This is a genomic window from Ruegeria sp. YTSA064 (genome assembly GCF_059610325.1).
The window spans coordinates 294681-319622 of record NZ_JBXWNK010000004.1; the positions used below are offsets into that span (position 1 = coordinate 294681).

Consider the following 24942-nt stretch of genomic DNA (forward strand, 5'->3'; position numbering starts at 1 on the left):
GCGGATTATTCGGATATTTCTGAAGGTGCTTCTGAACTCCCGCAAGCCCGATCCAAGAAAATACTTTAATTTCAGAGCACTGAACGATAGATAGATGCGGCAATTGACCACAATTCGCGCCATATGATGTATCACAGAGACAGTTTTTCTTGCCAGATCGCACAGCCTGTTTCTAACATCAGATGGCAAGCTACACGCCCGCCACTCTTTCTACGTCGCATCGAAGGAGAGCATCCAAAGGGCGCAACTGGGTAACGCGACGGGTTTCACTCATGAATATCACGTTTCTTCTGAACGGAGAGACAGTGGAGCTGGAGGATATCGATCCGACGGCGACCTTGCTGGATTGGTTGCGCGAGGATCGCGGCCTTACCGGCACCAAAGAGGGCTGCAACGAAGGTGATTGCGGAGCCTGCACTGTCATGGTGTCCGATGAGGACGGTGCCAAGGCGGTGAATTCCTGCATCATGTTCCTGCCGCAACTTCACGGTAAAGCGGTGCGCACTGTCGAAGGCGCGAGCGGCCCAGATGGAGACGCTCACCCGGTTCAGAAGACAATGGTGGATCTGCATGGCTCTCAATGCGGGTTCTGTACGCCTGGCTTTGTGATGTCGATGGTGGCAAGTCACACCAATGGCGCGACGGATCACGACACTCAACTGGCCGGTAACCTGTGTCGCTGCACGGGCTATGCACCAATCATCCGGGCGGCTGAGGCCGCCGAAGCACATCCAGTTCCCGTGTGGGTCAAAGATAAGCCGGTGTCTATCCAGTCGACCCCTGCCAGGTTGCCTGGTTCGTCGGATGAACTCGCCAAGATTTACTCTGAAAATCCAGATGCTACTTTAGTTGCCGGGGCAACGGATGTCGGACTTTGGGTCACGAAGCAGCTGCGCGACCTTGATCCCGTAATCTTTCTTAATCGTTGTGAAGATCTGAAAGAGATCACGATCAACGATGAAGAAATCCGCTTTGGCGCAATGGTCGACATGAACCGCATGGGCGATGCGCTTGCCGATCTGCATCCGTCTTATGCAGAAATGGTTCGGCGCTATGCCAGCGTTCAGGTCCGAAACGCGGCAACAGTTGGTGGCAACATCGCCAATGGCTCGCCCATCGGAGATAACCCTCCTGCCCTTATTGCTTTGGGAGCAACACTGCACCTGCGCAAGGGTGACGCCCGCCGGTCAATCCTTTTGGAAGAGTTCTTCATTGACTACGGCAAACAAGATCGCGCGCCGGGCGAGTTTGTCGAGGCCGTCAGCTTCCCGCGTCAGGCTGATCGGTTGAAGTGCTACAAACTCAGCAAACGGTTCGATCAGGATATCTCGGCCGTTTGTGGGTGTTTCAACATCACCGTAACCAACGGCACAGTCGAACAGGTTCGCGTTGCTTTTGGCGGCATGGCTGGAACTCCAAAACGTGCAACGGCAGTCGAGGCTGCGCTAACCGGCCAGCCATGGACGCGCGAAACAATTAACGCCGCATTGCCTGCTTTTGCGGAAGATTACGCGCCGATGACCGATATGCGGGCCTCGGCCACGTATCGTCTGGAAACAGCCAAGGCGATGCTTGTCAGATACTACAACGAAGATCAGGGCAAACTGTCCAATGTACTGGAGGTGTCGGCATGAGTGTCGCCAAATCCCTTCCGCACGACACTGGACCACTGCATGTGGCCGGTACAGCGCGCTATGTCGACGACATCCCGACACCAAAGGGATCGTTGCACCTGGCGTTCGGACTAAGCCCGATCGCCAAAGGTAAAATCAGCGCCATGGATCTGTCTGCCGTAAAGGCTGCTGACGGTGTGAAGACGGTGATCACCGCTGATGACCTGCCCTTTGCAAACGACGTATCCCCATCAATCCACGACGAGCCGCTTTTGTCGGATGGAACGGTGCACTATATCGGTCAACCGGTATTTCTGGTCGTCGCCACCAGCCATCTGGCTGCCAGAAAAGCGGCCCGGCTGGGCAAGATCGACTATGCCGAGGAAGCACCGATTCTGACAGTCGAGGAGGCCCTTGCCGCTGACAGCCGATTCGAGGACGGCCCGCGTATCTACGCCAAGGGCGATGCAGAGGCCGCCATCGCAGGTGCGGCTCATATCGTCGAAGATACGTTTGAGATCGGTGGGCAGGAACATTTCTATCTGGAAAGTCAGGCAGCCCTGGCAGTGCCGAATGAAGGCGCGGATATGCTAGTGCATAGTTCGACTCAGCACCCGACCGAGATACAGCACAAGGTAGCCGATGCACTGGGTGTTCCCATGCACGCAGTCCGGGTTGAAACACGGCGGATGGGCGGAGGTTTTGGCGGCAAGGAGAGCCAAGGCAACGCTTTGGCCGTCGCCTGCGCCATCGCCGCACGTGCGACTGGCAAGGCCTGCAAGATGCGCTATGATCGTGATGACGATATGACGATCACGGGCAAGCGCCATGGCTTCCGGATTTCGTATAAAGCCGGGTTCGATGAAAACGGACATATTCAGGGCGTTTCCTTTTTACACTATGCCTTGTGCGGTTGGGCGCAGGATCTGTCTCTTCCGGTTGCAGATCGCGCCATGCTGCATGCGGACAATTCCTATTTGCTGCCAAATGCCCGGATCGAAAGCCATCGGCTGAAGACCAACATCCAGTCTGCCACGGCCTATCGTGGGTTTGGCGGCCCGCAAGGGATCGTTGGGATTGAACGTGTGATGGACCACGCGGCGCATGTTATGGGGCTGGACCCGATCGAGCTGCGCCGCCGGAACTACTATGAACCGGCGCATGAGGTGGCCGATCCCCCGGTTGCTCAGAAACCTCTGGGCCATCCTGACCCGCATGACGACCTCACCAGCCGAGGCGCGGTCGAGATGGGCGATGCACCGGTTCGCCCGGTACCCGCAGGCGGCAACACCACGCCTTATGGGATGGAAGTCAGCGATTGCGAACTGCATGGCATGACAACAGCTTTGCTGAAGTCTAGCGACTATGCCGCCCGTAAGCAGGCGGTTGACGCGTGGAATGCCGAGAATAGCGTGATCAAGAAGGGAATCGGTTTTTCCCCGGTGAAGTTTGGCATTTCCTTTACACTGACCCACCTGAACCAAGCCGGTGCGCTGGTGCATGTTTATCAGGACGGCTCGGTCCACCTGAACCACGGTGGCACTGAGATGGGCCAGGGGTTGTTCCAGAAGGTCGCTCAGGTTGCAGCGTCGCGTTTTGGCATACCACTTGAGCTGGTGAAAATTACCGCCACCGATACGGCCAAGGTACCGAATACATCTGCCACCGCGGCCTCGTCAGGAAGTGACCTGAACGGCATGGCGGTCAAAGCAGCCTGCGACACCATCCGTGACAGGATGGCGGATTATCTGGCGGAACGACATCAGGCCGACCCCACGATCGTGACATTTGCGGACGGGCAAGTTTCAGTAGGCGAAGAAAGCTATAGCTTCGCCGAAGCCGCAGCGTTGGCCTATCAGGGGCGCATCAGCCTGTCCGCAACCGGATTCTATAAAACTCCGAAGGTCGAATGGGACCGGATCAAAGGCCATGGGCGCCCCTTCTTTTACTTTGCCTATGGCGCAGCCATCACTGAGGTGGCTGTCGATACACTGACCGGTGAAAACCGTATCTTGCGCACCGATATCCTGCATGATGCGGGCGCGTCCCTGAACCCGGCGTTGGATATCGGGCAGGTCGAGGGTGCTTATGTTCAGGGCGCGGGCTGGCTGACGACAGAAGAACTGGTCTGGGACGGCAAAGGCAGTCTACGCACGCACGCACCATCCACCTACAAGATACCGGCCTGTTCTGACCGACCCGATATTTTCAATGTCGCGCTTTGGGATGGAGAGAATCGTGAGGACACGATCTATCGTTCGAAAGCGGTTGGCGAGCCACCCTTCAATCTTGGCATATCAGCTTGGTTGGCCCTATCGAACGCGGTGGCCGCATGTGGAACCAGCTATCCCGCGCTGAATGCGCCTGCCACCGCAGAAGAAGTCTGGCGTGGAATTCAAAGGGTAAAGGGAGATACCTGATGGGATTTGACAGGGAGGCTTTGAGGGAGGCGGTCAAAACCCACGGCAAGGTGGTTCGGGTCGTCATTGCCGGGATCAAGGGATCATCACCGCGCGAAGTTGGCGCTTCGATGCTTGTATGGAAAGATGGGCAAAGCGGCACCATCGGCGGCGGCACGCTGGAATATCAGGCCGCTGAAGCTGCGCGTCGCCAATCCAAACCGTCACGGCTGAGCCAGCATGCACTTGGCCCTGATTTGGGCCAATGCTGCGGCGGAGCGGTTTCGCTGCTTTCGGAAATATATGACAGCGCTTCTTTAACGCATATTGAAGGTACGGTCGTCGCACGACCTGTGACCCAGGAATGCGAAAAAGATGACCCGCTGGATACTCAGGTTCAGCCTATGGCGGTTAAACGCGTATTAGCGCGGTCTCGCGCTCAAGGCGTCGCACCCGAACCTCAGCTGATCGAGGGATGGATGATCGAACCCATCCACGAACCCACCCGCAACATCTGGATTTGGGGGGCAGGCCATGTTGGCCGTTCTCTGGTGGATGTTCTTTCCCCTCTGCCCGATCTTGCAATCACATGGGTTGATACCGGTCCCGAGCGTTTTCCCAGCAGCATTCCGTCGGGGGTGACTGCCGTGCCGGCGGCCAAGCCAGCAGAACTGGTGCGACATGCACCGCCTGAGGCCGAGCATTTGGTGCTTACCTATTCACACAATCTGGACCTGGAACTGTGCAACAGGTTGCTTTTGCACGATTTCCGTTTTGCCGGGCTGATTGGTTCAGCTACTAAATGGGCGCGATTCCGATCGCGGCTGGCGGCGCTGGGACATCTGCCCGCACGTATAGGCCGGATTACCTGCCCGATTGGCGACCCCGATCTGGGCAAACACCCGCAGATGATCGCCGTTGGGGTCGCAGCGCAACTTCTGCGCCCGGCCCGGCAGAATGAACTGAAGAAGGACCTGAGCGCGTGACCACTCCACTTCTAAGTCTTCAAGGGCTGACCAAAGCCTATCCCGGCGTCGTGGCCAATGATCAGGTGTCTTTCGACATCGGTGAGGGCGAGGTTCACGCCTTGCTGGGCGAGAACGGCGCGGGCAAATCAACGCTGGTCAAGATGATCTATGGCCTGGTGAAGCCCGACAGTGGTTCGATGCTACTGCGTGGCCAGACTTTTGCACCGCCTGAACCACGAGCGGCGCGCTCTGACGGAATCGCGATGGTGTTCCAGCACTTTTCACTATTCGATGCCCTGAACGTCGCTGAAAACATCGCGCTTGGTATGGAAAACCCTCCTGCGATGGGTGATCTGGCGTCCCGCATCCGCGAAGTGTCGGAAACCTATGGCCTGCCGCTGGACCCCTATCGTACTGTGGGTGACCTGTCTGCAGGAGAGCGTCAGCGGGTCGAGATCATCCGTTGCCTGCTGCAAGACCCCAAGCTGTTGATTATGGATGAACCAACATCGGTTCTAACCCCTCAGGAAGTCGATATCCTTTTTGAAACGCTGAATAAATTGCGCTCCGAAGGCACCTCGATCCTGTATATCTCACACAAGCTTGAAGAAATCAGAACGCTGTGTGACCACGCCACGATACTACGTCTGGGCAAGAATGTAGGCGAGTGTGTGCCCGCCGAAACCTCCGCCCGCGACATGGCCGAAATGATGGTCGGCTCGACGTTGCAAACACCAGAACGATCCGGTCGGGAGTTTGGCGAAGTTGCGCTGGATGTAAGTGGCCTTTCGGTGCCATCGCCTTCAGAATTTGGCACAGCGTTGCGCAATGTTCACATGACCGTCCGCAAGGGCGAAGTTCTGGGCATCGGTGGCGTTGCCGGAAACGGTCAGGACGAATTGCTGGGTGTTCTGTCAGGAGAGATTTCAACTGCTGCAGATGCGATCAAGTTCAATGGTCAAGCGATTGGCAAGCTCGGTCCGACGGCCCGGCGGAAACTTGGTGTGCTGACAGCCCCCGAAGAACGGCTGGGCCACGCAGCTGCCCCTGATATGAGTCTGACTGAAAATGCCCTGCTGACCGGATCGATCCGCGAAGGGTTGGAAAGCAATGGCTTTCTAAAGTGGAACGAAACCAAAGAGTTCGCCGAGAAGATCATCAGCGCTTTCGACGTTCGGACACCTGGGCCTGAGAATGCAGCACGATCGCTCTCGGGTGGGAACCTGCAAAAGTTCGTTATCGGTCGCGAGGTGTTGCAGAACCCCGATGTGTTGGTAGTGAACCAGCCAACTTGGGGTGTGGACGCCGCTGCCGCTGCCTCGATAAGGCAAGCGATCCTGGATCTTGCGGCCAAGGGAACGGCAGTGATCTGTATTTCCCAAGACCTTGATGAGCTTATGGAAATCTCGGACAGCTTTGCCGCGTTAAACGAAGGGCGTCTGAGTGCGCCGCGTGAAACCACCGGCCTGACGGTTGATGAGATTGGCCTGATGATGGGCGGAGCACATGGCATGGAGGTGGCGCATGTCTGACGCGTTAAACTGCCTTCTACAAGAATATTTTCAAAAAGATGAAGAAAGCGGGGGGATAATCGGGTGATTGTGCTGGAGAAACGGCCTCAGCCATCCAAGGCTTGGTCATATGCGACCCCCTTGGTGGCGGTGTTGGCCACGATGGTTTTTGGCGGATTGCTGTTCGCTATACTGGGCAAAAATCCGGTTGAGGCGATCGGAACGATTTTCTGGGAACCGCTGTTTGGCGAGTTTGCATTCTACTACCGCCCTCAACTGTTGGTCAAAGGTGCGCCTTTGGTGCTGATTGCGATTGGCCTGTCTTTGGGTTTTCGCGCAGGTATCTGGAATATCGGTGCCGAGGGTCAATATATCATGGGAGCCATCTTCGGGGCGGGTGCTGGACTGGCATTCTATCCGATGGATGCGTTCTTCATCTTTCCCATCATGGTGATCGCAGGCGCGTTTGGCGGCTGGCTATGGGCAATGATTCCGGCCTTTCTTAAGGTTCGGTTCGGAACCAACGAAATCCTCGTCTCTCTGATGCTGGTCTATGTGGCCGAGCAGTTTTTGGCCTCGGTTTCGCTGGGTCTGCTCAAGAACCCCGAAGGGTTTGGCTTTCCCGGATCGCGCAACCTGCAAAGTTATGAAAGTGCACACAATGCGGAACTGATCGCAGGTTCAGGTATGCACTGGGGTGTAGTTGCGGCATTTATTGCAGTGATTTTCTCATATGTTCTGCTGAACCGGCACATGCTGGGCTTTCACATTCGTCTGACGGGTGAGGCGCCTCGTGCAGCCAAATTTGCAGGCGTGAACCCAGCACGTTTGATCCTGTTCTGTCTTGGCCTGTCAGGTGCACTTGCCGGTCTGGCAGGTATGTTCGAGGTCTCGGGCCCGTCGGGCGTGGTCAGCATCGACTTTAACGTCGGCTATGGCTTCACCGCGATCATCGTGGCCTTTCTGGGCCGTCTGCATCCGGTGGGGATTCTGCTGGCAGGCGGGCTGATGGCGCTGACCTATATCGGTGGTGAAATTGCGCAGTCTCAACTAGGCCTGCCTGCCGCCGCGATACAGGTGTTTCAGGGAATGCTGCTGTTCTTCTTGTTGGCATTCGATCTTTTGACAAATTACCGCATCCGTGCGGCACGTAGCGAGGTGGCATAATGGACCTTGGTGAGATTAACCCCGTCCTTTTGGTCGCTTCGCTGATGGTGGCCGCAACGCCACTGCTTCTGGCCGCGATTGGTGAACTGGTCGTCGAAAAGGCGGGCGTTCTGAACCTCGGCGTCGAGGGTATGATGATCGTAGGCGCGATCAGTGGTTTTGCGATCTCGGTTGAGACCGGTTCACCCTGGCTGGGCTTTATCGCGGCAGCGATCGGAGGCGCGGTGCTATCGCTGCTATTCGTGCTGTTGACGCAGTTTGCGCTGGCCAATCAGGTCGCCAGCGGTCTTGCCCTGACATTGTTCGGATTGGGCTTCAGCGCGCTCATGGGGCAGAGCTATGTGGGCATCAAACCCCCCAGCATGGGCGATATACATATCCCACTGCTCAGCGACATTCCGGTCGTCGGTCCGATCCTGTTCCAACACGATCCGATCCTCTATGTCGGCATCGCGATAATCGCCGCCGTCTGGGCCACGCTCAAATACACCCGTGTTGGACTTATCCTGCGTGCTGTGGGTGAAAACCATGACGCCGCCCACGCGCTTGGCTACAAAGTCATCAAGATCCGCATCATGGCGATCCTGTTTGGCGGGGCCTGCGCAGGACTTGGCGGTGCCTATATCAGCCTGATCCGAGTCCCTCAGTGGACCGAGGGTATGACCGCCGGTGTTGGTTGGATCGCTCTTGCACTGGTGGTGTTCGCCAGTTGGAAACCATGGCGTGTTCTGCTGGGTGCCTATTTGTTCGGCGGAATCACTGTGTTGCAACTGAATTTACAGGCGGCGGGCGTTGCCATCCCGGTCGAGTATCTGGCAATGTCGCCCTACATTATCACGATCCTTGTGCTTGTGATCCTTTCGGCCGACAAGAGCAGCGCACCTGCCTCACTGGGCCGTACATTCCATGCCTCGCTCTAGGGGCTAACTAAACCAACTTGGGGAGTAACACATGAAATTCACTACACTTTTGGCAAGCGCCGCCATGGCGCTGGGTCTGGCCACCGGTGCCATGGCCCAAGACAAGACCAAAGTCGGGTTCGTCTATGTCGGCCCGGTGGGCGACGGTGGCTGGACCTATGAACACAACAAGGGTCGCCTGGCAGTCGAGGAAGAGTTCGGCGACAAAGTTGAGACTGTGTTTGTTGAATCGGTCCCGGAAGGCCCAGACGCCGAACGCGTGATGACTCAGATGGCGCTGGAAGGTGCTGACCTGATCTTCACCACCTCATTCGGATACATGGACCCGACGATCAACGTGGCCAAGAAATTCCCGAATGTGAAGTTCGAGCACGCGACCGGTTACAAAACGGCAGACAACGTCTCGGTCTACTCGGCGCGTTTCTACGAAGGTCGCGCTGTTCAGGGGCACATCGCGGGCAACATGACAAAGTCCAACATCATTGGCTACATCGGGTCGTACCCGATCCCCGAAGTGATCCGTGGTATCAATTCGGCCTATTTGCACGCCAAAAAGGTGAACCCGGATGTCGAGTTCAAAATCGTCTGGGCCTACACATGGTTTGATCCCGCCAAAGAGGCTGACGCCGCCAAGGTTCTGATCGAACAGGGCGCGGACGTTATTCTGCAGCACACCGACTCGACCGCACCGCAAGCTGCTGCGCAGGAAGCTGGCAATGTGGTAACCTTCGGTCAGGCCTCTGACATGAGCGAATACGCCCCCTTCCCGCGTGTGTCATCGATCATCGATGATTGGGCACCCTACTACATCGCGCGGACACAGGCGGTCATGGATGGCACCTGGGAGAGTGTAAATACCTGGGACGGCATCCGGGAAGGAATGGTCGCAATCGGTGAGATTTCCGACGCGGTACCGGCTGATGTCAAAGAAGAGGCGCTGGCCCTGAAAGCCGCGATGGCGGCAGGTGAATATCACCCCTTCACCGGCCCGATCAACAAACAGGACGGCAGCGCTTGGCTGGCTGAAGGCGAAGTTGCTGATGACGGCACGCTGGCCGGGATGAACTTTTACATCGAGGGGCTGGAAGGCGACATTCCGCAGTAAAGTCTAAACCAGCAAGATAAGATCAAGGCTCGCAGAATCCTGCGGGCCTTTTTTGGTCATCCGTTCAAGCAGACACCATCTGGAAGAAATGGGCTTTCAGCGGTATCGCCGACGGCTCTGAACCAAAACGTACACGCATATTGTGTGCGAGATCACTGGCAATTTCATTATGGTCTCCATCGCGTTCGAGAACCTCAAAATAGGCTGGGCTGCCAAGCATCAGACCCAGCGCAAAATTATCAAAACTCGCAACAGTTGAGGCATGTTCGACGTATTCGTGGCGTGGCTCGACAAACCCTGCTTGCGCAACCTCATCCAGAATCGCGGCAGCATCGTGTAGCGAGAACGGGACTTTCATGAAACCGGGAGGATGACCATCAAATGCAGCAGACAATGTTTCGATGACCAGTTCGGAATATGGGTTCTCAGCGTTCGTGCCCCAGGTCGAAAACAAATAAATGCCACCCGGTTTCAACACCCGGAGCGCTTCGGCATAGGCTTTGGCACGATCGGGGAAGAACATATGACCGAACTGGCAGATGACCGCGTCGAAACTTGCGTCATCGAATGGAAGCTCCTGCGCATCTGCAGTTTGAAAACTCACGTTATCCGTCTCGATGAACTTAGTGCGTGCAATATCAAGCATCGGTTCGTTGAGGTCTGTGACCACAATATGCCCATCTTCCAACGCACTAGACACATGCCGGGTCACGATCCCTGTGCCTGCAGCGAGTTCTAACACCTGTCTGGGCGAAACGGCCGCTGTTTTCTGCGCCATAATGCGGGCCATATGATCGAATATCACCGGCCCCATCTCTCGATCGTAATATCCCGGGATATCTCCTACAAATGCAGAATTTGTATCAACCATCGTAACCTCCATGCACCGATAAAATCCCCAGCCTATCATGGTCAACTGAGGATATGCTGAGGCATCGTAGCACAGACTGCGCAAGTTCAGCGACATAACCACGTTGAACACATGGCTGTCAGGGACAGGGTCATACACGAAGGATTGGTTTAGGATCCGGTATTAGTGTCCAGTCAAAACCAGAGTGTTCACCGGCATCAGGATCAACCGCAACCGCAAGCCCGCAGCGTGGACAACACCGATGGTGTCGACCACATGCAGGAACGACTTTTCCCAGAACCCAAGATTTTCGTCTTCCAGCTTGGCGTGGTTATCCGTGTAGACATTGGCCAGACAGTTGCTTCCCGGCGGCACATCATCGGCCATGCTTTCATAAAGCGGCTCGAGATAGACGAGGATCGAGCCTGGCTTGGTATTGGTCTGGACGTCACGCAATTCATCGGTTGGCCTGATCTGACCTGAAGGGATCACATCCTGTACCTCGACGACGACGACGGGGATCACTGTGAAGGGTTTTGTCATGCACCCGATTTCACCGATCATGCCTGGTTTGATCACTTGCGCTGAAAGCTGGTTGAACGCAGCCTGAAACCGGTCGTGCCCCGAAGAAGACGGCACAAGGATGCCTGCCGGCCGCAATAACGGGCTCACGTAATCGCCGACCTGCAGCCCAAATTGTTCGATGCGACCGGTGACACCTGCGCTGATTATGGTCTTGTCCAGCTCAGTCAATGCCGCGTCAAGCTGAGCATTCGCACTGGCAAGCTGGGCAGGGATCAGTTCCTCGATCTGCTGCACCACTGCAGCGCGCTTGGAAGTGGCAGCCGTGACTTGCGCCTCACGCTCGGCAACCAAATTTTCAAGCCGGTCGATCTCGGCCAGGCGCACGGCACTGGACCCTTCGTCGCGCAGTGTAGTATTCCGCTCGAGATCTTCAAGCGCCTGATCCAATGCCGCGCGTGCACCCGCAATGCCTGCCTCGGCCTCGGCCAGATCGGTTTGCGCCACTTTCAAAGAAGCTTGAACCTGAGCGATTTGCGCATGAGCAGCTTCAACCTGTGCTGTTTGCGTGAAATCCTCAATCCGGAAAATCGGCTGCCCTGCTGTCACCTGCTCATTGTTGCGCACATAAACTTCGGAAACGCGGCCGCCGAGCTGTGGAAGGATCGTGACCGTCCGGAAGTACGAGGCTGCCGTTTTGCTGGCCGGATGGAAATAAAACAAAGTGGTGATCACCGTCAGTGCCAGAATAGCGCAGGTCGTTAACCCCCAACGCAGTTCATACCACATAGTGAACAGAGTAATCTCATGTCCGATCCGTTTGCCTTGAACAAAGCGGCGGAACAGATAGTCGGGAAGCACGGTGATCAGTGCGCACAGCATCGTCTCAATCATGGTTCAGTGCCCCTGCGCTGCCGGTTCTGAGGGTTCGGGCTCAATATCCGGTTCGGGCGGATCAGGAACCACGGCTTTATCCTGCCCCGGTGCCAGGGATCGGATGGCATCTGCAATCGACCGTAACGGAGCAGCAAAATCGGGGAACTGAAAACCCGCGACAAGAATTGCCGCAATCCAGAATATTCCGTTGTGGGTAAACAAAGCCAACAGCGCGAGTATTCCAACCAGCTGAAACTGTGGATGGTTATTCTCATGCGCCATTTTTTCCGGGATCGAATGCAGCGTAAAATACGCAACCCCGATCAGGACCACCAAACCGACGGTGAAAATGACCATAAAGGTAAAGAGGTAGTCGCTACCGTCCGCCTGCGTTACATAAGAGGGTATATGCCCCGTTGCCATCGGGTGAATGTCTGCCGAGTTCACGTCCGCCTCCGAATCTTGCTTTGATTGCACTAAGAGCAGGCTGATCGCTTGCGATCAAGTTTCCTGTGCATGGTGCTTGCTTCTTTTCGTTTGAAGGCACGCGTGCCATGGTCAGCACAGGTCACGGGTATATTATGCGTCACACTGATCATCCCCCGGCCGGAAGCGAAAGAACACGTATGATTGATTTCCTGATAATCGGCGGCGGTATCGCCGGGTTAAGCGTGGGTGCCCGCCTGTCCAAGCACGGCACCGTCACGGTGTTAGAAGCAGAGGATGCGTTGGGCTATCACACCTCAGGTCGGTCCGCCGCCCTGTTTGAAAAGGGATATGGTCCGCCGTCCGTCAAAGCTCTGAACGAAAAGAGCGCTGCTTTCTTTGAAGTCAATGAATACCTGACACCGCGAGGATTGATGCTGGTGGGTGCCAAGGATCAACAAGAGTTGTTCCTGAAGGAAGCTCAAGACCTTGGAGTTCAGCAAATTTCTCTGGACGAGGCCACAAAGCAAATCCCGATCCTGAATGCCGACACCGTAGGACATGTTGCCATCAGCAATACTGCCTTTGACATAGATACGGACCGGATGTTGCAGGATTATGCACGGATCATCCGACGCAACGGTGGATCAGTCCTGACCCGAGAGAAGGTCGGCAGCATTCGCAAGTCCGGTCACTGGGTCGTTGAAGCCTCTGACACCTTTGAAGCCCGCAACTTGGTAAATGCCGCTGGCGCATGGGTGGACGAAGTGGCGCAAATGGCAGAAATCCAGCCAATCGGTATTACTCCATTTCGTCGATCCATGGCCCGCCTACCATCGCCTGGAGGGCATGATGTGAAAAACTGGCCCATGATGCTGGGGGTCGCTGAAACCTGGTATGCCAAACCCGATGCCGGAAAGTTACTCGTTTCACCTTGCGAGACCGACCCGACCTCACCCCATGATGCCTATGCCGACGACATGGTTCTAGCAGAAGGTTTGGCACGGTACGAGGCCATGGTGACAGAACCGGTGACACGTGTTGAAACAAACTGGGCCGGGCTGCGCAGTTTTGTATCGGACGGCACTTTGGTTCTGGGGCCAGATCCCACAGACCGAACCTTTATCTGGACTGCCGCGCAGGGCGGATACGGGTTTCAGACTGCCCCGGCTGCCTCGCAACTTGTGGCAGATCTTGTAACAGGTACTGAACCATCACTTGATGCCACAACTGTGCAAGTGCTGAAGCCCGAAAGGTTGCGCAGATGACACCGCGCCAACTGCCCCCCAATGCAAGCGTCGCCACAGAAGGTGAAGACGGCATGCTTGTCGCCCCAGCAGCAAGCCGAAACGCGGCGGTGCTTTGTGATCTGATAGCGCGTGTTGCCCCATCATCGGGCCGCACGTTGGAACTGGCCAGTGGCACAGGTCAGCATGTATCGGCCTTTGCCCGGCGGATGCCCGGACTTCATTGGCAACCCAGCGAAGTCAACTTGGAACGGCGCGCCAGTATTGATGCCTATTCGAAAGGGCTGGGAAACACTTCCCCTGCACTTCATCTGGATGCAACCGCGGCAGGTTGGCACAAAACCATAGCAAGGCAAGATTTGGTTGTGCTGGTCAACCTCTTACATCTGATCAGCTTACCCGAGGCTGAAACCTTGATTGCCGAAGCCGCGCGCGTTTTGAACTTGGGCGGGCGTTTGGTGCTATATGGCCCTTTCAAACGTGATGGGCGCTTGACCAGCGAAGGCGACCAGAGATTTCACGACGCATTGGTTCAACAGGACCCCGAGATTGGGTATAAGGATGACACCCAGATAATGGCGCTGTTCTCTGAAAATGACCTCGATCTGGTCGAGGTCGTTCAGATGCCCGCGAACAACTTGGCATTCATAGGCCAAAAGGCAGCAATCTGATCAGGATCAAAGCCGGTCCCCTTCTTATGCATCATATGCAATTTATCATATGTTTTAAGAAGGATGTTGTAATGAGCTGGCACGAAGCACTGGACGGGACCCGCAAAAGCCTGCGCAATCTCAACGGCGCCATTCCCGATACCGCCCGAGCCTTTGGTGCCTTGGGGAATTCGGTCAAAGAAACTGGGATCCTGGACTACAAAACCAAGGAATTCATCGCGTTAGGCATGTCGATCGCCGTTCGGTGCGAGCCTTGCATCACCCTGCATACCGAGGCGTTGATCAAAACAGGCGCCACTCGCGATGAGGTTTCGGATGTGTTGGCGATGGCGGTGCAGATGGGCGGCGGGCCATCTATGATGTATGCGGCGAAAGCCCTAGACTGCTTTGATGAATTGAACTCATAAAAAAAAAAGCCCACCAGAGGCGGGCTTTTTGGGGAAGGCGGTACAGGTTTGTGCCGCCTTTCTAAGTTACTAGCCGTCCTTACGGATGGTTTCATTCTTCGGATCGTAGGGGCTGTCGCATGTGACGACCGCATCCCACAGTTTGTCCTGAATTTTGACCTGAAGCTTAGTACCTTCGACCGCCAGTTCGGGCTTCACATAGCCCATGCCGATGGACTTCTCGAAGGCCACCGAATAGCCACCCGAGGTCAGACGACCGACGCGCTCGCCTTCCGGCGTGTACAGCGCCTCGCGGCCCCATGGATCGGCATCGTCCGGCCCGTCGATCAGCAGAGTGCAGCATTTCACGCGTACGCCGGTCTCTTCCAGCTTGGCCTTGCCGTAGAAGTCTTTCGACAGATCAACAAAGCGTGGCAGGTCAGCTTCCAGAGGGGTTGCGTCACGGCCCAGTTCTGTACCAAACGCGCGATAGGATTTCTCCTGACGCAGCCAGTTCTGGGCGCGCGCGCCGACCAGCTTCATACCGTGCTTCTCACCGGCTTTTTCCAGCAGGTCGAACAGGTAATTCTGCATCTCGATCGGGTGGTGCAGTTCCCAACCCAGTTCACCGGTATAGGCCACACGGATCGCGTTCACGGGGCACATGCCGAGTTCGATCTGACGGGCCGACAACCACGGGAAGCGCTTGTTGGACAGTGCAGTTTCCGGATCGGCGTCCTTGATGACCTCCTTCAGCACGTCACGCGACTTGGGTCCGGCGATGGCGAATACGCCCCACTGGGTGGTCACGTCCTGGATCTCGATATAACCAAACTCCTCCATCTTGTCCTCGGCCGCCTTGCGCAGATAGTCGGCGTCGTACTCGGTCCAGGCACCGGCAGAGACGATGTAGTAGTTGTTCTCGCCGTTGCGGACGATGGTGTATTCGGTGCGGGTGGTGCCGTGCGAAGTCAGCGCGTAGGTCAGGTTGATGCGACCAACTTTGGGCAGCTTGTTGCAGGTGAACCAGTCCAGGAACTGGGTCGCACCGGGGCCTTTGACGACATGCTTGGTAAAGGCCGACGCGTCGATCAGGCCAACGCCTTCTCGGATCGCCTCGGCTTCTTCGACGGCATACTGCCACCAGCCACCACGACGGAACGAGCGGCTTTCCTTGTCGAAGTTGTCTGGCGCCTCGAGCGGGCCGAAATAGTTCGGACGTTCCCAGCCGTTGACCCAGCCAAACTGAGCGCCACGGGCTTTCTGCCGGTCATAAGCCGGAACAGTACGCAGTGGACGGCAGGCTTCACGCTCTTCATCCGGGTGGTGCAGGATGTAGACGTGCTCATAGCACTCTTCGTTCTTGCGCGCCGCAAATTCGGTGGTCATCCAGTTGGACGAGTAACGCTTGGGGTCCAGCGAAGCCATGTCGATCTCGGCTTCGCCATCGACCATCATCTGTGCCAGATAATAGCCGGTGCCGCCCGCGGCGGTGATGCCGAAGCTGAAGCCTTCAGCCAGCCACATGTTGCGCAGGCCCGGAGCCGGACCAACCAGCGGGTTGCCGTCAGGGGTGTAGCAGATTGGACCATTGAAATCGTCTTTCAAACCGGATTCGGCGCAGGAGGGAACACGCTCTGCCATCGCCATGTACTGATCGGCAATCCGGTCCAGATCCAGCGGGAACAGGTCAGCGCGAAAGCTGTCCGGCACGCCATGTTCGAACTGCGCAGGAGCGCCATGTTCGTAGATACCCAGAATCCAGCCGCCGCGTTCTTCGCGGGCATATGACTCGTTGTCGGCATCGCGCACAACCGGATGCTCGGGGTTGCCCGCTTCGCGCCATTTGACCAGTTCAGGGTCTTTGTCCATGACGATGAAGGTATGCTCGACCGGGATGGCAGGCATCTTGATGCCCAACATCTTGGCAGTGCGCTGCGCGTGGTTGCCTGATGCGGTCACCACATGCTCGGCAGTGATCACAACCTGCTCAACTGAAGGAACGAGGTTGCCGCCCTTCTCGACCATCTTGGTGCAGGTGACTTCCCAGTGGGTGCCGTTCCAATGGAACGCATCGGCCTGCATCTTGCGAACAATGTCGACACCGCGTTGACGAGCACCCTTGGCCATCGCCTGCGTCACGTCGGCAGGGTTAATATAGCCGTCCTCGGTGTGATAAATTGCACCCTTCAGGTCCGAGGTTTCGATCAGCGGCCAGCGCTCTTTGATTTGGTCAGGGGTAAGCCATTCGTAGGCAACATCACAGGTCTCGGCTGTGGACGCATAGAGCATGTATTCGTCCATACGCTCTTGCGTCTGTGCCATGCGCAGGTTGCCCACCACAGCGAAACCGGCATTTAGCCCGGTTTCTTCCTCAAGCGTCTTGTAGAAATCGACCGAGTATTTGTGGATATGGGTCGTGGCATAAGACATGTTGAACAACGGCAACAGGCCCGCCGCGTGCCAGGTGGAACCGGATGTCAGTTCGTCCCGCTCGATCAGCATCACATCATCCCAGCCTGCCTTGGCCAGGTGATAGGCAATCGAGGTTCCGACGGCGCCGCCGCCAACAACCAGTGCTTTGACTTGGGTTTTCATAGCCGGGTGTCTCCCCTTGGAATCTGTTGACACCATATGGCGCATTTGTGGCGCCCGGCGCGACATTCATCCGACCAGTGATAATAGAAAAACGACCCGCAATTGATGCAGGTTCGTTATTCGGGCGTGACAATCCGATCAGTTTTTACCGAAGGTGCAGCGTTTAGAGCTTCCACTCATTGCGCAGGAAGATCCTTCGTTTCCCTTTCTAACACGGACGTCTGAGCGTCCTGCGTTTGCTGCAGTAGCGACGGCGCCGCCGCCAAATGCCCCAAAACCGGGGATTTTCTGTAGCAATCCATTGATAAAACCGCCACCCGAGTCAGTCGGGCTGGCGTCGGCTTGACGTTGATCCGAATGCAATATCAACTCAAGCGCCTTTCCATAGGCCATCTGTAAATTGTCCTGATTTTCAAAGACTTTGCCGCCAGTGATATCGGCCAGACCTTCTGCGTTGAAATCCGTCGCTGTAAGCGTGTTCAACATCACAGTTCCGATATCCATGTTCTCGAGTTTCTGCTGTGTCACCTTGTCCTGCATAGCCACCATTTTCCCATAGAGGTCCAGCATTTTTCCTGCCATTTCAGGCTGTTCCTCCAGTGGAACATAAATACCCTGCCCCGTCGCAACCGAGGGAAATTCCAATAGTGCATTCAGCCCGGCCAAATCGACTGAATTCAAAAACTGCCGGATCGTGGCATCGCTTGCATTGGTATGCAGACGCAGCACAACTTCTTCATCAAATCCGATGCGACCTTTGATCTTACGGATGTCGCTTTCTTGAACATCGCCAGAAAGACCCTCGGTCACTTCCGCAAACGCCACGCCATCAATGACGGCATATCCGTTAGAAAACTGCATCGCGTTCATAAAGTCGGCCTGTCGCCCCAGTGCCAGACCAACCAGAGTATTGCGTGCTTTCTTAGGCTTCAAAGTGATGTCGAACCAGACGATTTCACCATCTTTTTCATAAACATAACCGGACTCTGCCAGCTTACGTATCAGACCCTCGCGCCCCTCATTCGTGAGGCGCTGTAATTCAGCCTGACCGGAAATAGAGCTGATCATGGGCGAGATTTCATACCCCGACAGAACCGCCTGAACCGGCTTGCTATCGGCATCTATCAGATCATAGCGGCTCCAACCTTCGGGGGGAGATGGCAAAAAGGATTTTGCGCCCGCATCCCAGCTTTTCTTGCGCGCACGTTCGGCCTGCTTGGCGACCTGCTCGGCCTTATACAAGCCGAAACGATCATTGATCGTTTCGATATAACCTGCAAAGGACAATGTATCGTCGTGCTTTTTATCCTGCTGGTAATAGTCAAGACCCGCGATAACAATCGCCGCGATCAGCAAAAATCCAATGAACCGCAAGGCGCCCATAAGTCAACCTCAGAATCAATTAGTGCTCTGAAGAGATTCAATCCTATGAAATTTGGGCGTGGATATGACCGATCCTTGGAATTATCTGTCCGTCGACATACAGCTTATATACTAAAGAATCTTCCCCGGATTCATGATGTTATCAGGATCCAGCGCCGATTTTATCGCCGCCATATAGGCCGTGGCTGCACCCAGTTCCTTCACCAGATAAGGGCGTTTTCCTTGCCCTATTCCGTGCTCCCCAGTGCAGGTGCCTTCCATCGAAATAGCCATATCGTTCAGCCATCCAACGAAATCCTCAGCGCCCGCGACTTCAGCCGGGTTGTCCATATCGATCAACAACAGAGTATGGAAGTTTCCGTCTCCGACGTGACCCACAATCGGGGCCAGCAATCCCAACTCGGCGGCTTTGTCCTGTGCGGCTGTCACACATTCGGCCAGACGCGAGATCGGAACGCAAACATCCGTTGAAATCCCCTGCGCGCCCGGTCGCAATTGCAGGCTGGCCCAGTACATGTCGTGCCGGGCTTGCCACAGCTTGTTGCGCTCCTCGGTTGTCGAGGTGGTGGTGATATCGCTGCCACCGAATTCTTCCGCGATTTGCCCAAAGGTCTCGGCCTGCTCAGCCGCTCCGCTGTCGGAACCGTGAAACTCCAACAGCAACAGCGGCGTTTCAGGCAGATCAAGTCCTGAATAGGCGTTTGCCGCTTTGACAGACATCTGATCCAGCAGTTCGATCCGGGCAACAGGAATTCCATATTGAATGGTCATCATAACTGCTTGGCATGCCGCATCCACTGTTGGAAATGAACAACGCGCTGAACTGATGGCCTCGGGTATACCATGCAGACGCAAAGTGATCTCAGTGATGATGCCCAGCGTCCCCTCGGCACCAATCAACAGACGCGTCAGATCATACCCGGCCGAGGACTTGCGGGCCCGATGTCCAGTGCGGATCACTTGCCCGTCAGGCACCACGGCCTCAAGGCTAAGCACGTTGTCTTTCATTGTCCCATAACGCACTGCGTTGGTGCCAGACGCGCGCGTCGCGGCCATGCCACCCAGAGACGCATTCGCGCCAGGATCAATGGGGAAGAACAGCCCCTGATCCCGCAGATGGGTATTCAGATCGGCGCGGGTGACACCCGGCTGTACCACGCAATCCAGATCACCGACATTGACGGCCAGTATCTTGTCCATCTGGCTCAGATCGACGGAAATCCCACCGGCAGGCGCATTCACATGCCCCTCAAGCGAAGTGCCTGTACCGAAAGGGATTACCGGCACTTTATGCGCGGCACAGACCTTAACGATATTCGCAACTTCTTCGGTAGAGTGCGGAAAGACCACCGCATCAGGGCTCTGGTTCTCGATCCAGGTCGTAGTGTGCCCGTGCTGCTCACGGATCGCGGCACCGGTCTGCAGCCGGTCCCCAAATCTTTGTTTCAGAACTCCGACAGCGGTTTCTATTCCGGATTCATTTCGCTGCAAAGCGGCTGCCTGCACCATTGCGTTCCCTTTCCTTCAGGCCGCGGCCTATAGCATTGCAGGCACAACCTGATCAGGCGGTCGATGGCCGTCCTCGAATGTCTTGATGTTGATGATGACCTTCTCACCCATCTCGATCCGACCTTCGAGCGTGGCCGAACCCATATGAGGCAACAAAACTACATTTGGCAGTTGCCGAAGGCGAGGATTTACGTCTGTGCCCTGCTCATAAACATCCAAGCCCGCGCCAGCAATTTCTCCCGCACGGATCATCCGGGTCAACGCGTTTTCGTCTACGACTTCACCACGTGAAGTATTCACGATCACAGCCGAGGGTTTCATCAGCTTCAATCGCCGCGCATTCATCAAGTGAAATGTCGACGGCGTCGACGGGCAATTGATCGAAATGACATCCATTCGTGCAACCATCTGGTCAAGGCTTTCCCAGTAGGTCGCTTCCAACTCTTGTTCAATCTCTGGGCGCAGGCGGCGGCGATTGTGATAGTGCACCTGCATTCCAAAGGCACTTGCACGGCGGGCAACTGCCTGCCCGATCCGGCCCATACCAAGAATACCCAACCGGCGTCCACCAACCCTGCCACCCAGCAAGGCAGTCGGAGCCCACCCGGCCCAATCGCCTTTTTGCATTACGCCCAGCCCCTCAGGGATTCGCCGAGTGACAGCCAGGATCAGTGCCATCGTCATATCTGCGGTATCGTCGGTCAGTACGCCTGGAGTATTCGAAACAAGAATGCCCCGCTGCCGCGCTGTCGCTACATCTATATTGTCGACACCCGCACCGTAGTTCGCAATCAAGCGCAAATTCTCGCCTGCATGCCCCAAAATACCGCCATCAATGGTATCGGTGATGGTTGGGACCAGCACATCTGCTTCTTTCACTGCGGCAGTCAGTTCTTCGCGTGTCATGGGATCATCGTTGTCCCGCAGCTTTACATCGAAAAGCTCGCTCAACCGGGTTTCCACCGCTTCGGGTAACCGTCGCGTAACGACAACACTCAGACGTTCTCTTGGCACCTTAGCCCTCCTACCGCTTTGCAAACAGCCGCGCGCCATGGCATCGTGGCGCAGGATTACACGGGGCACAAGAACCCCTTGGGCATCGTCTCAACCTTTTTTACGCACGATCGACAGGCATAAGAGCAGACAGGCAGTGAGTGCTAGTTTTTCAGTGAATCGCCATTTTGTGGCGTTGATCTCGGTGTTTCTTCTCGCGTTTGGCGTTGTGGCCGCGTCTGCGCAGGAAAAACGTGGCCAAGTCACGAATCTGCCTCTACCCCGATATGTCTCAATGAAAGCGGCCGAGGGTAATGTGCGCCGCGGCCCATCTCTGACCCACCGAATCGACTGGGTGTTCAAGCGACGCGGCATGCCGCTGCAGATCACGGCTGAATACGGAAACTGGCGCAAAGTGCAGGACCACGACGGCGCGGGGGGTTGGGTTCACTACGCTCTGCTTTCAGGCGTGCGGACTGTTCTCATAGAATCCGACTTGCTGCCGGTTTACACCCTGCCCGACTCAAATTCGCAGGTGAACGCGCATTTCGAAACCGGGGTTGTCGCCCGACTAGAGCAATGTACACCGGATTGGTGCCGCATTTCGGCCGGCGGCTATCGTGGCTGGACCCTCAAGAACAATCTTTGGGGGGTCGATCCCTCTGAAATTCGGGAATAACCACCCCTTATCCTGAATTCTGTGTTGGTTAACCCTCGGCTTGCCCGCTGCCGCGCTTGGCCAGTTCCTGATCCAGCAGCAATAGATTCCAGCGATCTCCGTTGGCCGCCTTGGCCTTATCCAAGATCGAAGTGAACAAATCCTCTTCCTCGATCTGCTCTGCCAAGAACCAGTTCAACATATTCTGCGTACTGTATTCCTTGACCTCGTGCGCCAGTTCGAACAACGCATTGATCTGCCCGGTTACTGTCTGTTCTTGCGCCAGAGCCTGTTCGAGCACATCAACAGGCGATTCATATTCCGTTTGCGGCTTGGCGATCCCCTCCAGGTTGATCCGGCCACCCCGCTTGGCGATAAAGTCGAAAATACGCATTGCATGAGTATCTTCTTCTACGGAATGCCCCCGGAACCAACTGGCGAAACCTGGCAGGTCCTGCGCCTCGAAATAGGCCGACATCGCCAGATAGGTATACGAAGCATGAAGCTCATTATTTATTTGCTTGTTCAATGCCTCTGCAACTTGCAAGTTCAGCTTCATAATAGGCTCCTTTTTTGGATAGCGGACAATAATCACCTAGGTGAGTGATCGGGAATTTTCAATCGTCATATTTTTATTTTAACACAATATTTCAACAGGTTAATATGCGCATCATGCAATTGAAACGCAGTCGCAGGTTGAAGTTCATATGCATAAACCAAAAGCTGCGCCTTTGCCAAGAAATCCAAGAAACACTCACCTGAACCAATCCTTGGAATTCACCATCTTTTCAGTATTTCGAACACTTACCAAAGAGCGGTAGACATCACCAAACCGCTGTCAGAAAAATTTGCAGATCGATATGATATTTGTCCAAAAAAGCCCTTGAACCCCGAAAGCAACAGTCGTAGATAGCCGCTCACCGTTGGGGTGTAGCCAAGTGGTAAGGCAGCGGTTTTTGGTACCGTGTATCGTAGGTTCGAATCCTACCACCCCAGCCATAAGAACAAGGGCATGCCAATTGGGCATAAGCGTGCAAATTCAGCGCAGTTCGTGCAAATGCATGTCAACAAGTTTCCGCAACTGTCTTCTCCAAACGGACTTTCTGCGTTCCCTGACTCAGTCAAACAATGAGTTTGTTAGCGTTCTCCTGTTCGCTTGAGATGTCCGTGCTTCTCTGATCGAAACCGTTCAGGTTTTGCTGTGCTAATGTGTAAGCCTTTTCAGCAGCGCATCGCGTCTGTCATGCGAGGCCACAAAATTCCGCCGCGGCCGCCATCAACTTGAGTCGATGCCAGACAACCTTCAAAAAACGTGAAAGGATCAAGCGGATGGCAATCTAAAACCAGAGCTTGCTTCACCGGAATTCCACCGCATAATCTCTGCGACTGGATAAGCCAAATCCTCACTTAGCTCAGATGGCCATCTGTCCGACAACCTCTAACCACGGACAAATTATGAAAACAATGCACCTAAGTGCCAACACGATCTGTATCGCGATATTGTGCCTCGCATGCGTCTGCGCTCTTCCAGTAACTGCAAACGGCAAAGAAATGACGTTTGACATAATTTATCAAAATCATACGAATGTCGTGGTGGCCGAAGGTCAGATAACGGAAACCACACCTGAACGTTTCAGGGAGTTTCTCGAAGCAGATCCATTCGATGGTTTTGTATTCTTCATCGACCTCAACTCTCCAGGCGGAAACCTACTGGGTGGTATTGAGCTAGGAAGGATGATCCGTGAAGCAGGCTTAACGTCACGCATACACGCATATAAACCCAGGCAAATGGGAGGGCCCGGCTGGAGGCCGCAGGAGAACCCAGGTATTTGTTTGTCTGCATGTGCACTTGCCTTCTTAGGAGGTGAGCATAGGCGCGTGAGCGACGCGTCCACCATAGGGTTTCACCAATTCAGTAGTGCGGGCGAAGCCAGTGGAAAGGTCGCAGATGTATACGAAACACAGGTTTCGACCCAATTATTGACGGGAATTGTCCACGACTACATTGAAAACATGGGCGTCTCTTCGACGCTGTTCACGCGTATGGCTTTGACAGTTCCAGAGGCAATGTACATTCCAACCAAGGATGACCTCATTTCCCTAAAAATCAAAACTCCGGATTCATTTACAAATTTCAAGATGGAGCCGTACGGAGAGGGTGCGATAGCTTACGCTCAGTTCGATGGCAACATCTCAGGTCGCGGCATCATTAATCAGGTTACTGCTTATTGTCGATCAGGCGTGCGCTACATCTTGCTTTCCAAGCCTAACGGCTTCAGACCACTTGACGATTTTTGGCTCGAGACAGCCAATGATCTTCTTGATGGATTTGCTTTGAGGTCCAACGATGGCTCCCGCTCGCTCGAATACCCCTCGACAAGTGTGAGACTGCGAGCAGGTGGGCCAGAAGTCGCAGAGATAACTCTCGATCAGAAAGGCGTGGACATACTCAAAAGCGGCGCCTCCGGATTTGTTTTCCTTCCTGGTGCCTTGGGTACGAGCTTAGACTTCACGGTGACTACGACCCCAGAAGATCGAAAGCTTCTTGAGGGCGCCTTTAACCTTTGCATCGACGGATCCTCCCCTCAAGGTCAGCATAGTACATCTACTACACAAGACCCATGGTCTGAAAACGCCCTCATGACCTTCTTTGACACCTACCTCGCACAGTGGTCACGCGAAAACTCCGACGCAATGGGTTTCTTGGCAAGAGTGTACGCATCAGAACTGGTGTTTTATGGCAATCAAATTTCCAAGGCAGATGTTATCAAAGAAAAGAAGGCTTTTTCCGAGCGATGGCCCGAGAGAGAATACACATCTCGGCCTGGCACGTTTGAAGTCTCTTGTGGCCTCGACTTTTGTACCGTTTCTGCAATCATTGATTGGTGGGCCCATAGTACAAAAAGAGGAAAAACCGCGAGCGGAGTTGCGTGGTACGAGCTCAAGATACAAAAGGTGACAGGTTTGATCACTGCTGAAAACGGAAAGAGCCGCCGCAACTAATAAGGACTATTTTGGAAATCCTCGTTAACGTAGCCTCGAAAGTTGACTTTGAGATGAATTGGGTCCCACGAATGCGTCGCGTGTAACCACGCACCTCTTCAGCCGAACCGCGGCCCATGTTCGACCGCAGCGAAATC

20 protein-coding genes and 1 tRNA gene are annotated in these 24942 nt (G+C 55.2%); 13 read left to right on the plus strand and 8 right to left on the minus strand.

The window, feature by feature from the left end:
- The first annotated feature begins 272 nt into the window (after positions 1 to 272).
- The 7 genes from xdhA (at position 273) to AC2FI7_RS08380 (ending at position 9683) form a co-directional block, all read left to right on the plus strand.
- Positions 273 to 1634 carry a xanthine dehydrogenase small subunit gene (xdhA, locus tag AC2FI7_RS08350; protein WP_010443298.1) on the plus strand — a complete coding sequence of 454 codons (1362 nt, stop codon included), beginning with the start codon at positions 273 to 275 and terminating at the stop codon, positions 1632 to 1634.
- Positions 1631 to 4033 carry a xanthine dehydrogenase molybdopterin binding subunit gene (gene xdhB, locus AC2FI7_RS08355; protein ID WP_496815631.1) on the plus strand — a complete coding sequence of 801 codons (2403 nt, stop codon included), beginning with the start codon at positions 1631 to 1633 and terminating at the stop codon, positions 4031 to 4033. The genes xdhA and xdhB overlap by 4 nt, the downstream gene beginning before the upstream one ends.
- Positions 4033 to 4998 (plus strand): xanthine dehydrogenase accessory protein XdhC, encoded by a 966-nt coding sequence (xdhC, locus tag AC2FI7_RS08360; protein ID WP_496815630.1) that lies wholly within the window; start codon positions 4033 to 4035, stop codon positions 4996 to 4998. The genes xdhB and xdhC overlap by 1 nt, the downstream gene beginning before the upstream one ends.
- Positions 4995 to 6512 carry an ABC transporter ATP-binding protein gene (locus AC2FI7_RS08365; protein WP_010443301.1) on the plus strand — a complete coding sequence of 506 codons (1518 nt, stop codon included), beginning with the start codon at positions 4995 to 4997 and terminating at the stop codon, positions 6510 to 6512. The genes xdhC and AC2FI7_RS08365 overlap by 4 nt, the downstream gene beginning before the upstream one ends.
- A gap of 63 nt (positions 6513 to 6575) precedes the next feature.
- Positions 6576 to 7658, plus strand: a complete 1083-nt coding sequence (locus AC2FI7_RS08370) for an ABC transporter permease (RefSeq protein WP_010443302.1) — start codon at positions 6576 to 6578, stop codon at positions 7656 to 7658.
- Entirely contained in the window at positions 7658 to 8578 is a 921-nt protein-coding gene (locus AC2FI7_RS08375; protein WP_170476699.1) for an ABC transporter permease, read from the plus strand. The genes AC2FI7_RS08370 and AC2FI7_RS08375 overlap by 1 nt, the downstream gene beginning before the upstream one ends.
- A 31-nt stretch (positions 8579 to 8609) precedes the next feature.
- Positions 8610 to 9683, plus strand: coding sequence for a BMP family ABC transporter substrate-binding protein (locus AC2FI7_RS08380; protein WP_170703522.1), 1074 nt, complete (start codon positions 8610 to 8612; stop codon positions 9681 to 9683).
- A 64-nt stretch (positions 9684 to 9747) separates the two neighbouring features.
- Here the strand turns inward: AC2FI7_RS08380 and AC2FI7_RS08385 are convergent, their stop codons facing one another.
- From AC2FI7_RS08385 to AC2FI7_RS08395, 3 genes are read right to left on the minus strand one after another with little or no spacing between them, the layout of a single operon-like run.
- A complete protein-coding gene (locus AC2FI7_RS08385; protein ID WP_259462644.1) occupies positions 9748 to 10692 on the minus strand; it encodes a class I SAM-dependent methyltransferase in 945 nt (314 codons plus the stop codon).
- A gap of 24 nt (positions 10693 to 10716) precedes the next feature.
- Positions 10717 to 11949 (minus strand): HlyD family secretion protein, encoded by a 1233-nt coding sequence (locus AC2FI7_RS08390; RefSeq protein WP_010443306.1) that lies wholly within the window; start codon positions 11947 to 11949, stop codon positions 10717 to 10719.
- A 3-nt stretch (positions 11950 to 11952) separates the two neighbouring features.
- Positions 11953 to 12378 (minus strand): hypothetical protein, encoded by a 426-nt coding sequence (locus AC2FI7_RS08395; RefSeq protein ID WP_010443307.1) that lies wholly within the window; start codon positions 12376 to 12378, stop codon positions 11953 to 11955.
- A gap of 179 nt (positions 12379 to 12557) precedes the next feature.
- Between AC2FI7_RS08395 and AC2FI7_RS08400 the strand changes: the two genes are divergently transcribed.
- From AC2FI7_RS08400 to AC2FI7_RS08410, 3 genes are all read left to right on the plus strand, one after another.
- Positions 12558 to 13625, plus strand: coding sequence for an NAD(P)/FAD-dependent oxidoreductase (locus AC2FI7_RS08400; RefSeq protein WP_010443308.1), 1068 nt, complete (start codon positions 12558 to 12560; stop codon positions 13623 to 13625).
- A complete protein-coding gene (locus tag AC2FI7_RS08405; protein ID WP_496815629.1) occupies positions 13622 to 14275 on the plus strand; it encodes a DUF938 domain-containing protein in 654 nt (217 codons plus the stop codon). Before AC2FI7_RS08400 ends, AC2FI7_RS08405 begins: the two co-directional genes overlap by 4 nt.
- A gap of 71 nt (positions 14276 to 14346) precedes the next feature.
- The gene (locus tag AC2FI7_RS08410) at positions 14347 to 14682 is read left to right on the plus strand and encodes a carboxymuconolactone decarboxylase family protein (RefSeq protein WP_496815628.1); all 336 of its coding nucleotides are present in this window, start codon (positions 14347 to 14349) and stop codon (positions 14680 to 14682) included.
- Positions 14683 to 14751: 69 nt separating this feature from the next.
- On the opposite strand, the gene AC2FI7_RS08415 is transcribed toward AC2FI7_RS08410, so the two are convergent.
- The 4 genes from AC2FI7_RS08415 to AC2FI7_RS08430 form a co-directional block, all read right to left on the minus strand.
- Complete coding sequence (locus AC2FI7_RS08415) at positions 14752 to 17259, minus strand: GcvT family protein (protein ID WP_496815627.1); 2508 nt, start codon at positions 17257 to 17259, stop codon at positions 14752 to 14754.
- A gap of 138 nt (positions 17260 to 17397) precedes the next feature.
- Positions 17398 to 18642 (minus strand): hypothetical protein, encoded by a 1245-nt coding sequence (locus tag AC2FI7_RS08420; RefSeq protein WP_496815626.1) that lies wholly within the window; start codon positions 18640 to 18642, stop codon positions 17398 to 17400.
- A gap of 111 nt (positions 18643 to 18753) precedes the next feature.
- Positions 18754 to 20151, minus strand: a complete 1398-nt coding sequence (locus AC2FI7_RS08425; RefSeq protein ID WP_496815625.1) for an FAD-binding oxidoreductase — start codon at positions 20149 to 20151, stop codon at positions 18754 to 18756.
- A 27-nt stretch (positions 20152 to 20178) separates the two neighbouring features.
- Positions 20179 to 21165: a 2-hydroxyacid dehydrogenase gene (locus AC2FI7_RS08430; protein ID WP_010443314.1), complete on the minus strand. Its 987-nt coding sequence runs from the start codon at positions 21163 to 21165 to the stop codon at positions 20179 to 20181.
- Positions 21166 to 21319: 154 nt separating this feature from the next.
- Between AC2FI7_RS08430 and AC2FI7_RS08435 the strand changes: the two genes are divergently transcribed.
- Positions 21320 to 21823, plus strand: coding sequence for an SH3 domain-containing protein (locus AC2FI7_RS08435; RefSeq protein ID WP_010443315.1), 504 nt, complete (start codon positions 21320 to 21322; stop codon positions 21821 to 21823).
- A gap of 28 nt (positions 21824 to 21851) precedes the next feature.
- Here the strand turns inward: AC2FI7_RS08435 and AC2FI7_RS08440 are convergent, their stop codons facing one another.
- Positions 21852 to 22361, minus strand: a complete 510-nt coding sequence (locus tag AC2FI7_RS08440) for a ferritin (RefSeq protein ID WP_010443316.1) — start codon at positions 22359 to 22361, stop codon at positions 21852 to 21854.
- Between the two features lie 365 nt (positions 22362 to 22726).
- Between AC2FI7_RS08440 and AC2FI7_RS08445 the strand changes: the two genes are divergently transcribed.
- A tRNA-Gln gene (locus AC2FI7_RS08445) sits at positions 22727 to 22801 on the plus strand.
- Positions 22802 to 23353: 552 nt separating this feature from the next.
- Positions 23354 to 24805: a COG3904 family protein gene (locus AC2FI7_RS08450; protein ID WP_496833317.1), complete on the plus strand. Its 1452-nt coding sequence runs from the start codon at positions 23354 to 23356 to the stop codon at positions 24803 to 24805.
- Positions 24806 to 24942 lie beyond the last annotated feature (137 nt).

Coding starts and splice junctions, on each gene's coding strand:
- AC2FI7_RS08375 (WP_170476699.1), top strand. CDS start 7,658: ATGGACCTTGGTGAGATTAACCCCGTCCTTTTGGTCGCTTCGCTGATG.
- AC2FI7_RS08420 (WP_496815626.1), bottom strand. CDS start 18,642: ATGGGCGCCTTGCGGTTCATTGGATTTTTGCTGATCGCGGCGATTGTT.
- AC2FI7_RS08405 (WP_496815629.1), top strand. CDS start 13,622: ATGACACCGCGCCAACTGCCCCCCAATGCAAGCGTCGCCACAGAAGGT.
- AC2FI7_RS08400 (WP_010443308.1), top strand. CDS start 12,558: ATGATTGATTTCCTGATAATCGGCGGCGGTATCGCCGGGTTAAGCGTG.
- AC2FI7_RS08425 (WP_496815625.1), bottom strand. CDS start 20,151: ATGGTGCAGGCAGCCGCTTTGCAGCGAAATGAATCCGGAATAGAAACC.
- AC2FI7_RS08415 (WP_496815627.1), bottom strand. CDS start 17,259: ATGAAAACCCAAGTCAAAGCACTGGTTGTTGGCGGCGGCGCCGTCGGA.
- AC2FI7_RS08410 (WP_496815628.1), top strand. CDS start 14,347: ATGAGCTGGCACGAAGCACTGGACGGGACCCGCAAAAGCCTGCGCAAT.
- xdhC (WP_496815630.1), top strand. CDS start 4,033: ATGGGATTTGACAGGGAGGCTTTGAGGGAGGCGGTCAAAACCCACGGC.
- AC2FI7_RS08440 (WP_010443316.1), bottom strand. CDS start 22,361: ATGAAGCTGAACTTGCAAGTTGCAGAGGCATTGAACAAGCAAATAAAT.
- xdhA (WP_010443298.1), top strand. CDS start 273: ATGAATATCACGTTTCTTCTGAACGGAGAGACAGTGGAGCTGGAGGAT.
- AC2FI7_RS08390 (WP_010443306.1), bottom strand. CDS start 11,949: ATGATTGAGACGATGCTGTGCGCACTGATCACCGTGCTTCCCGACTAT.
- AC2FI7_RS08380 (WP_170703522.1), top strand. CDS start 8,610: ATGAAATTCACTACACTTTTGGCAAGCGCCGCCATGGCGCTGGGTCTG.
- xdhB (WP_496815631.1), top strand. CDS start 1,631: ATGAGTGTCGCCAAATCCCTTCCGCACGACACTGGACCACTGCATGTG.
- AC2FI7_RS08450 (WP_496833317.1), top strand. CDS start 23,354: ATGACGTTTGACATAATTTATCAAAATCATACGAATGTCGTGGTGGCC.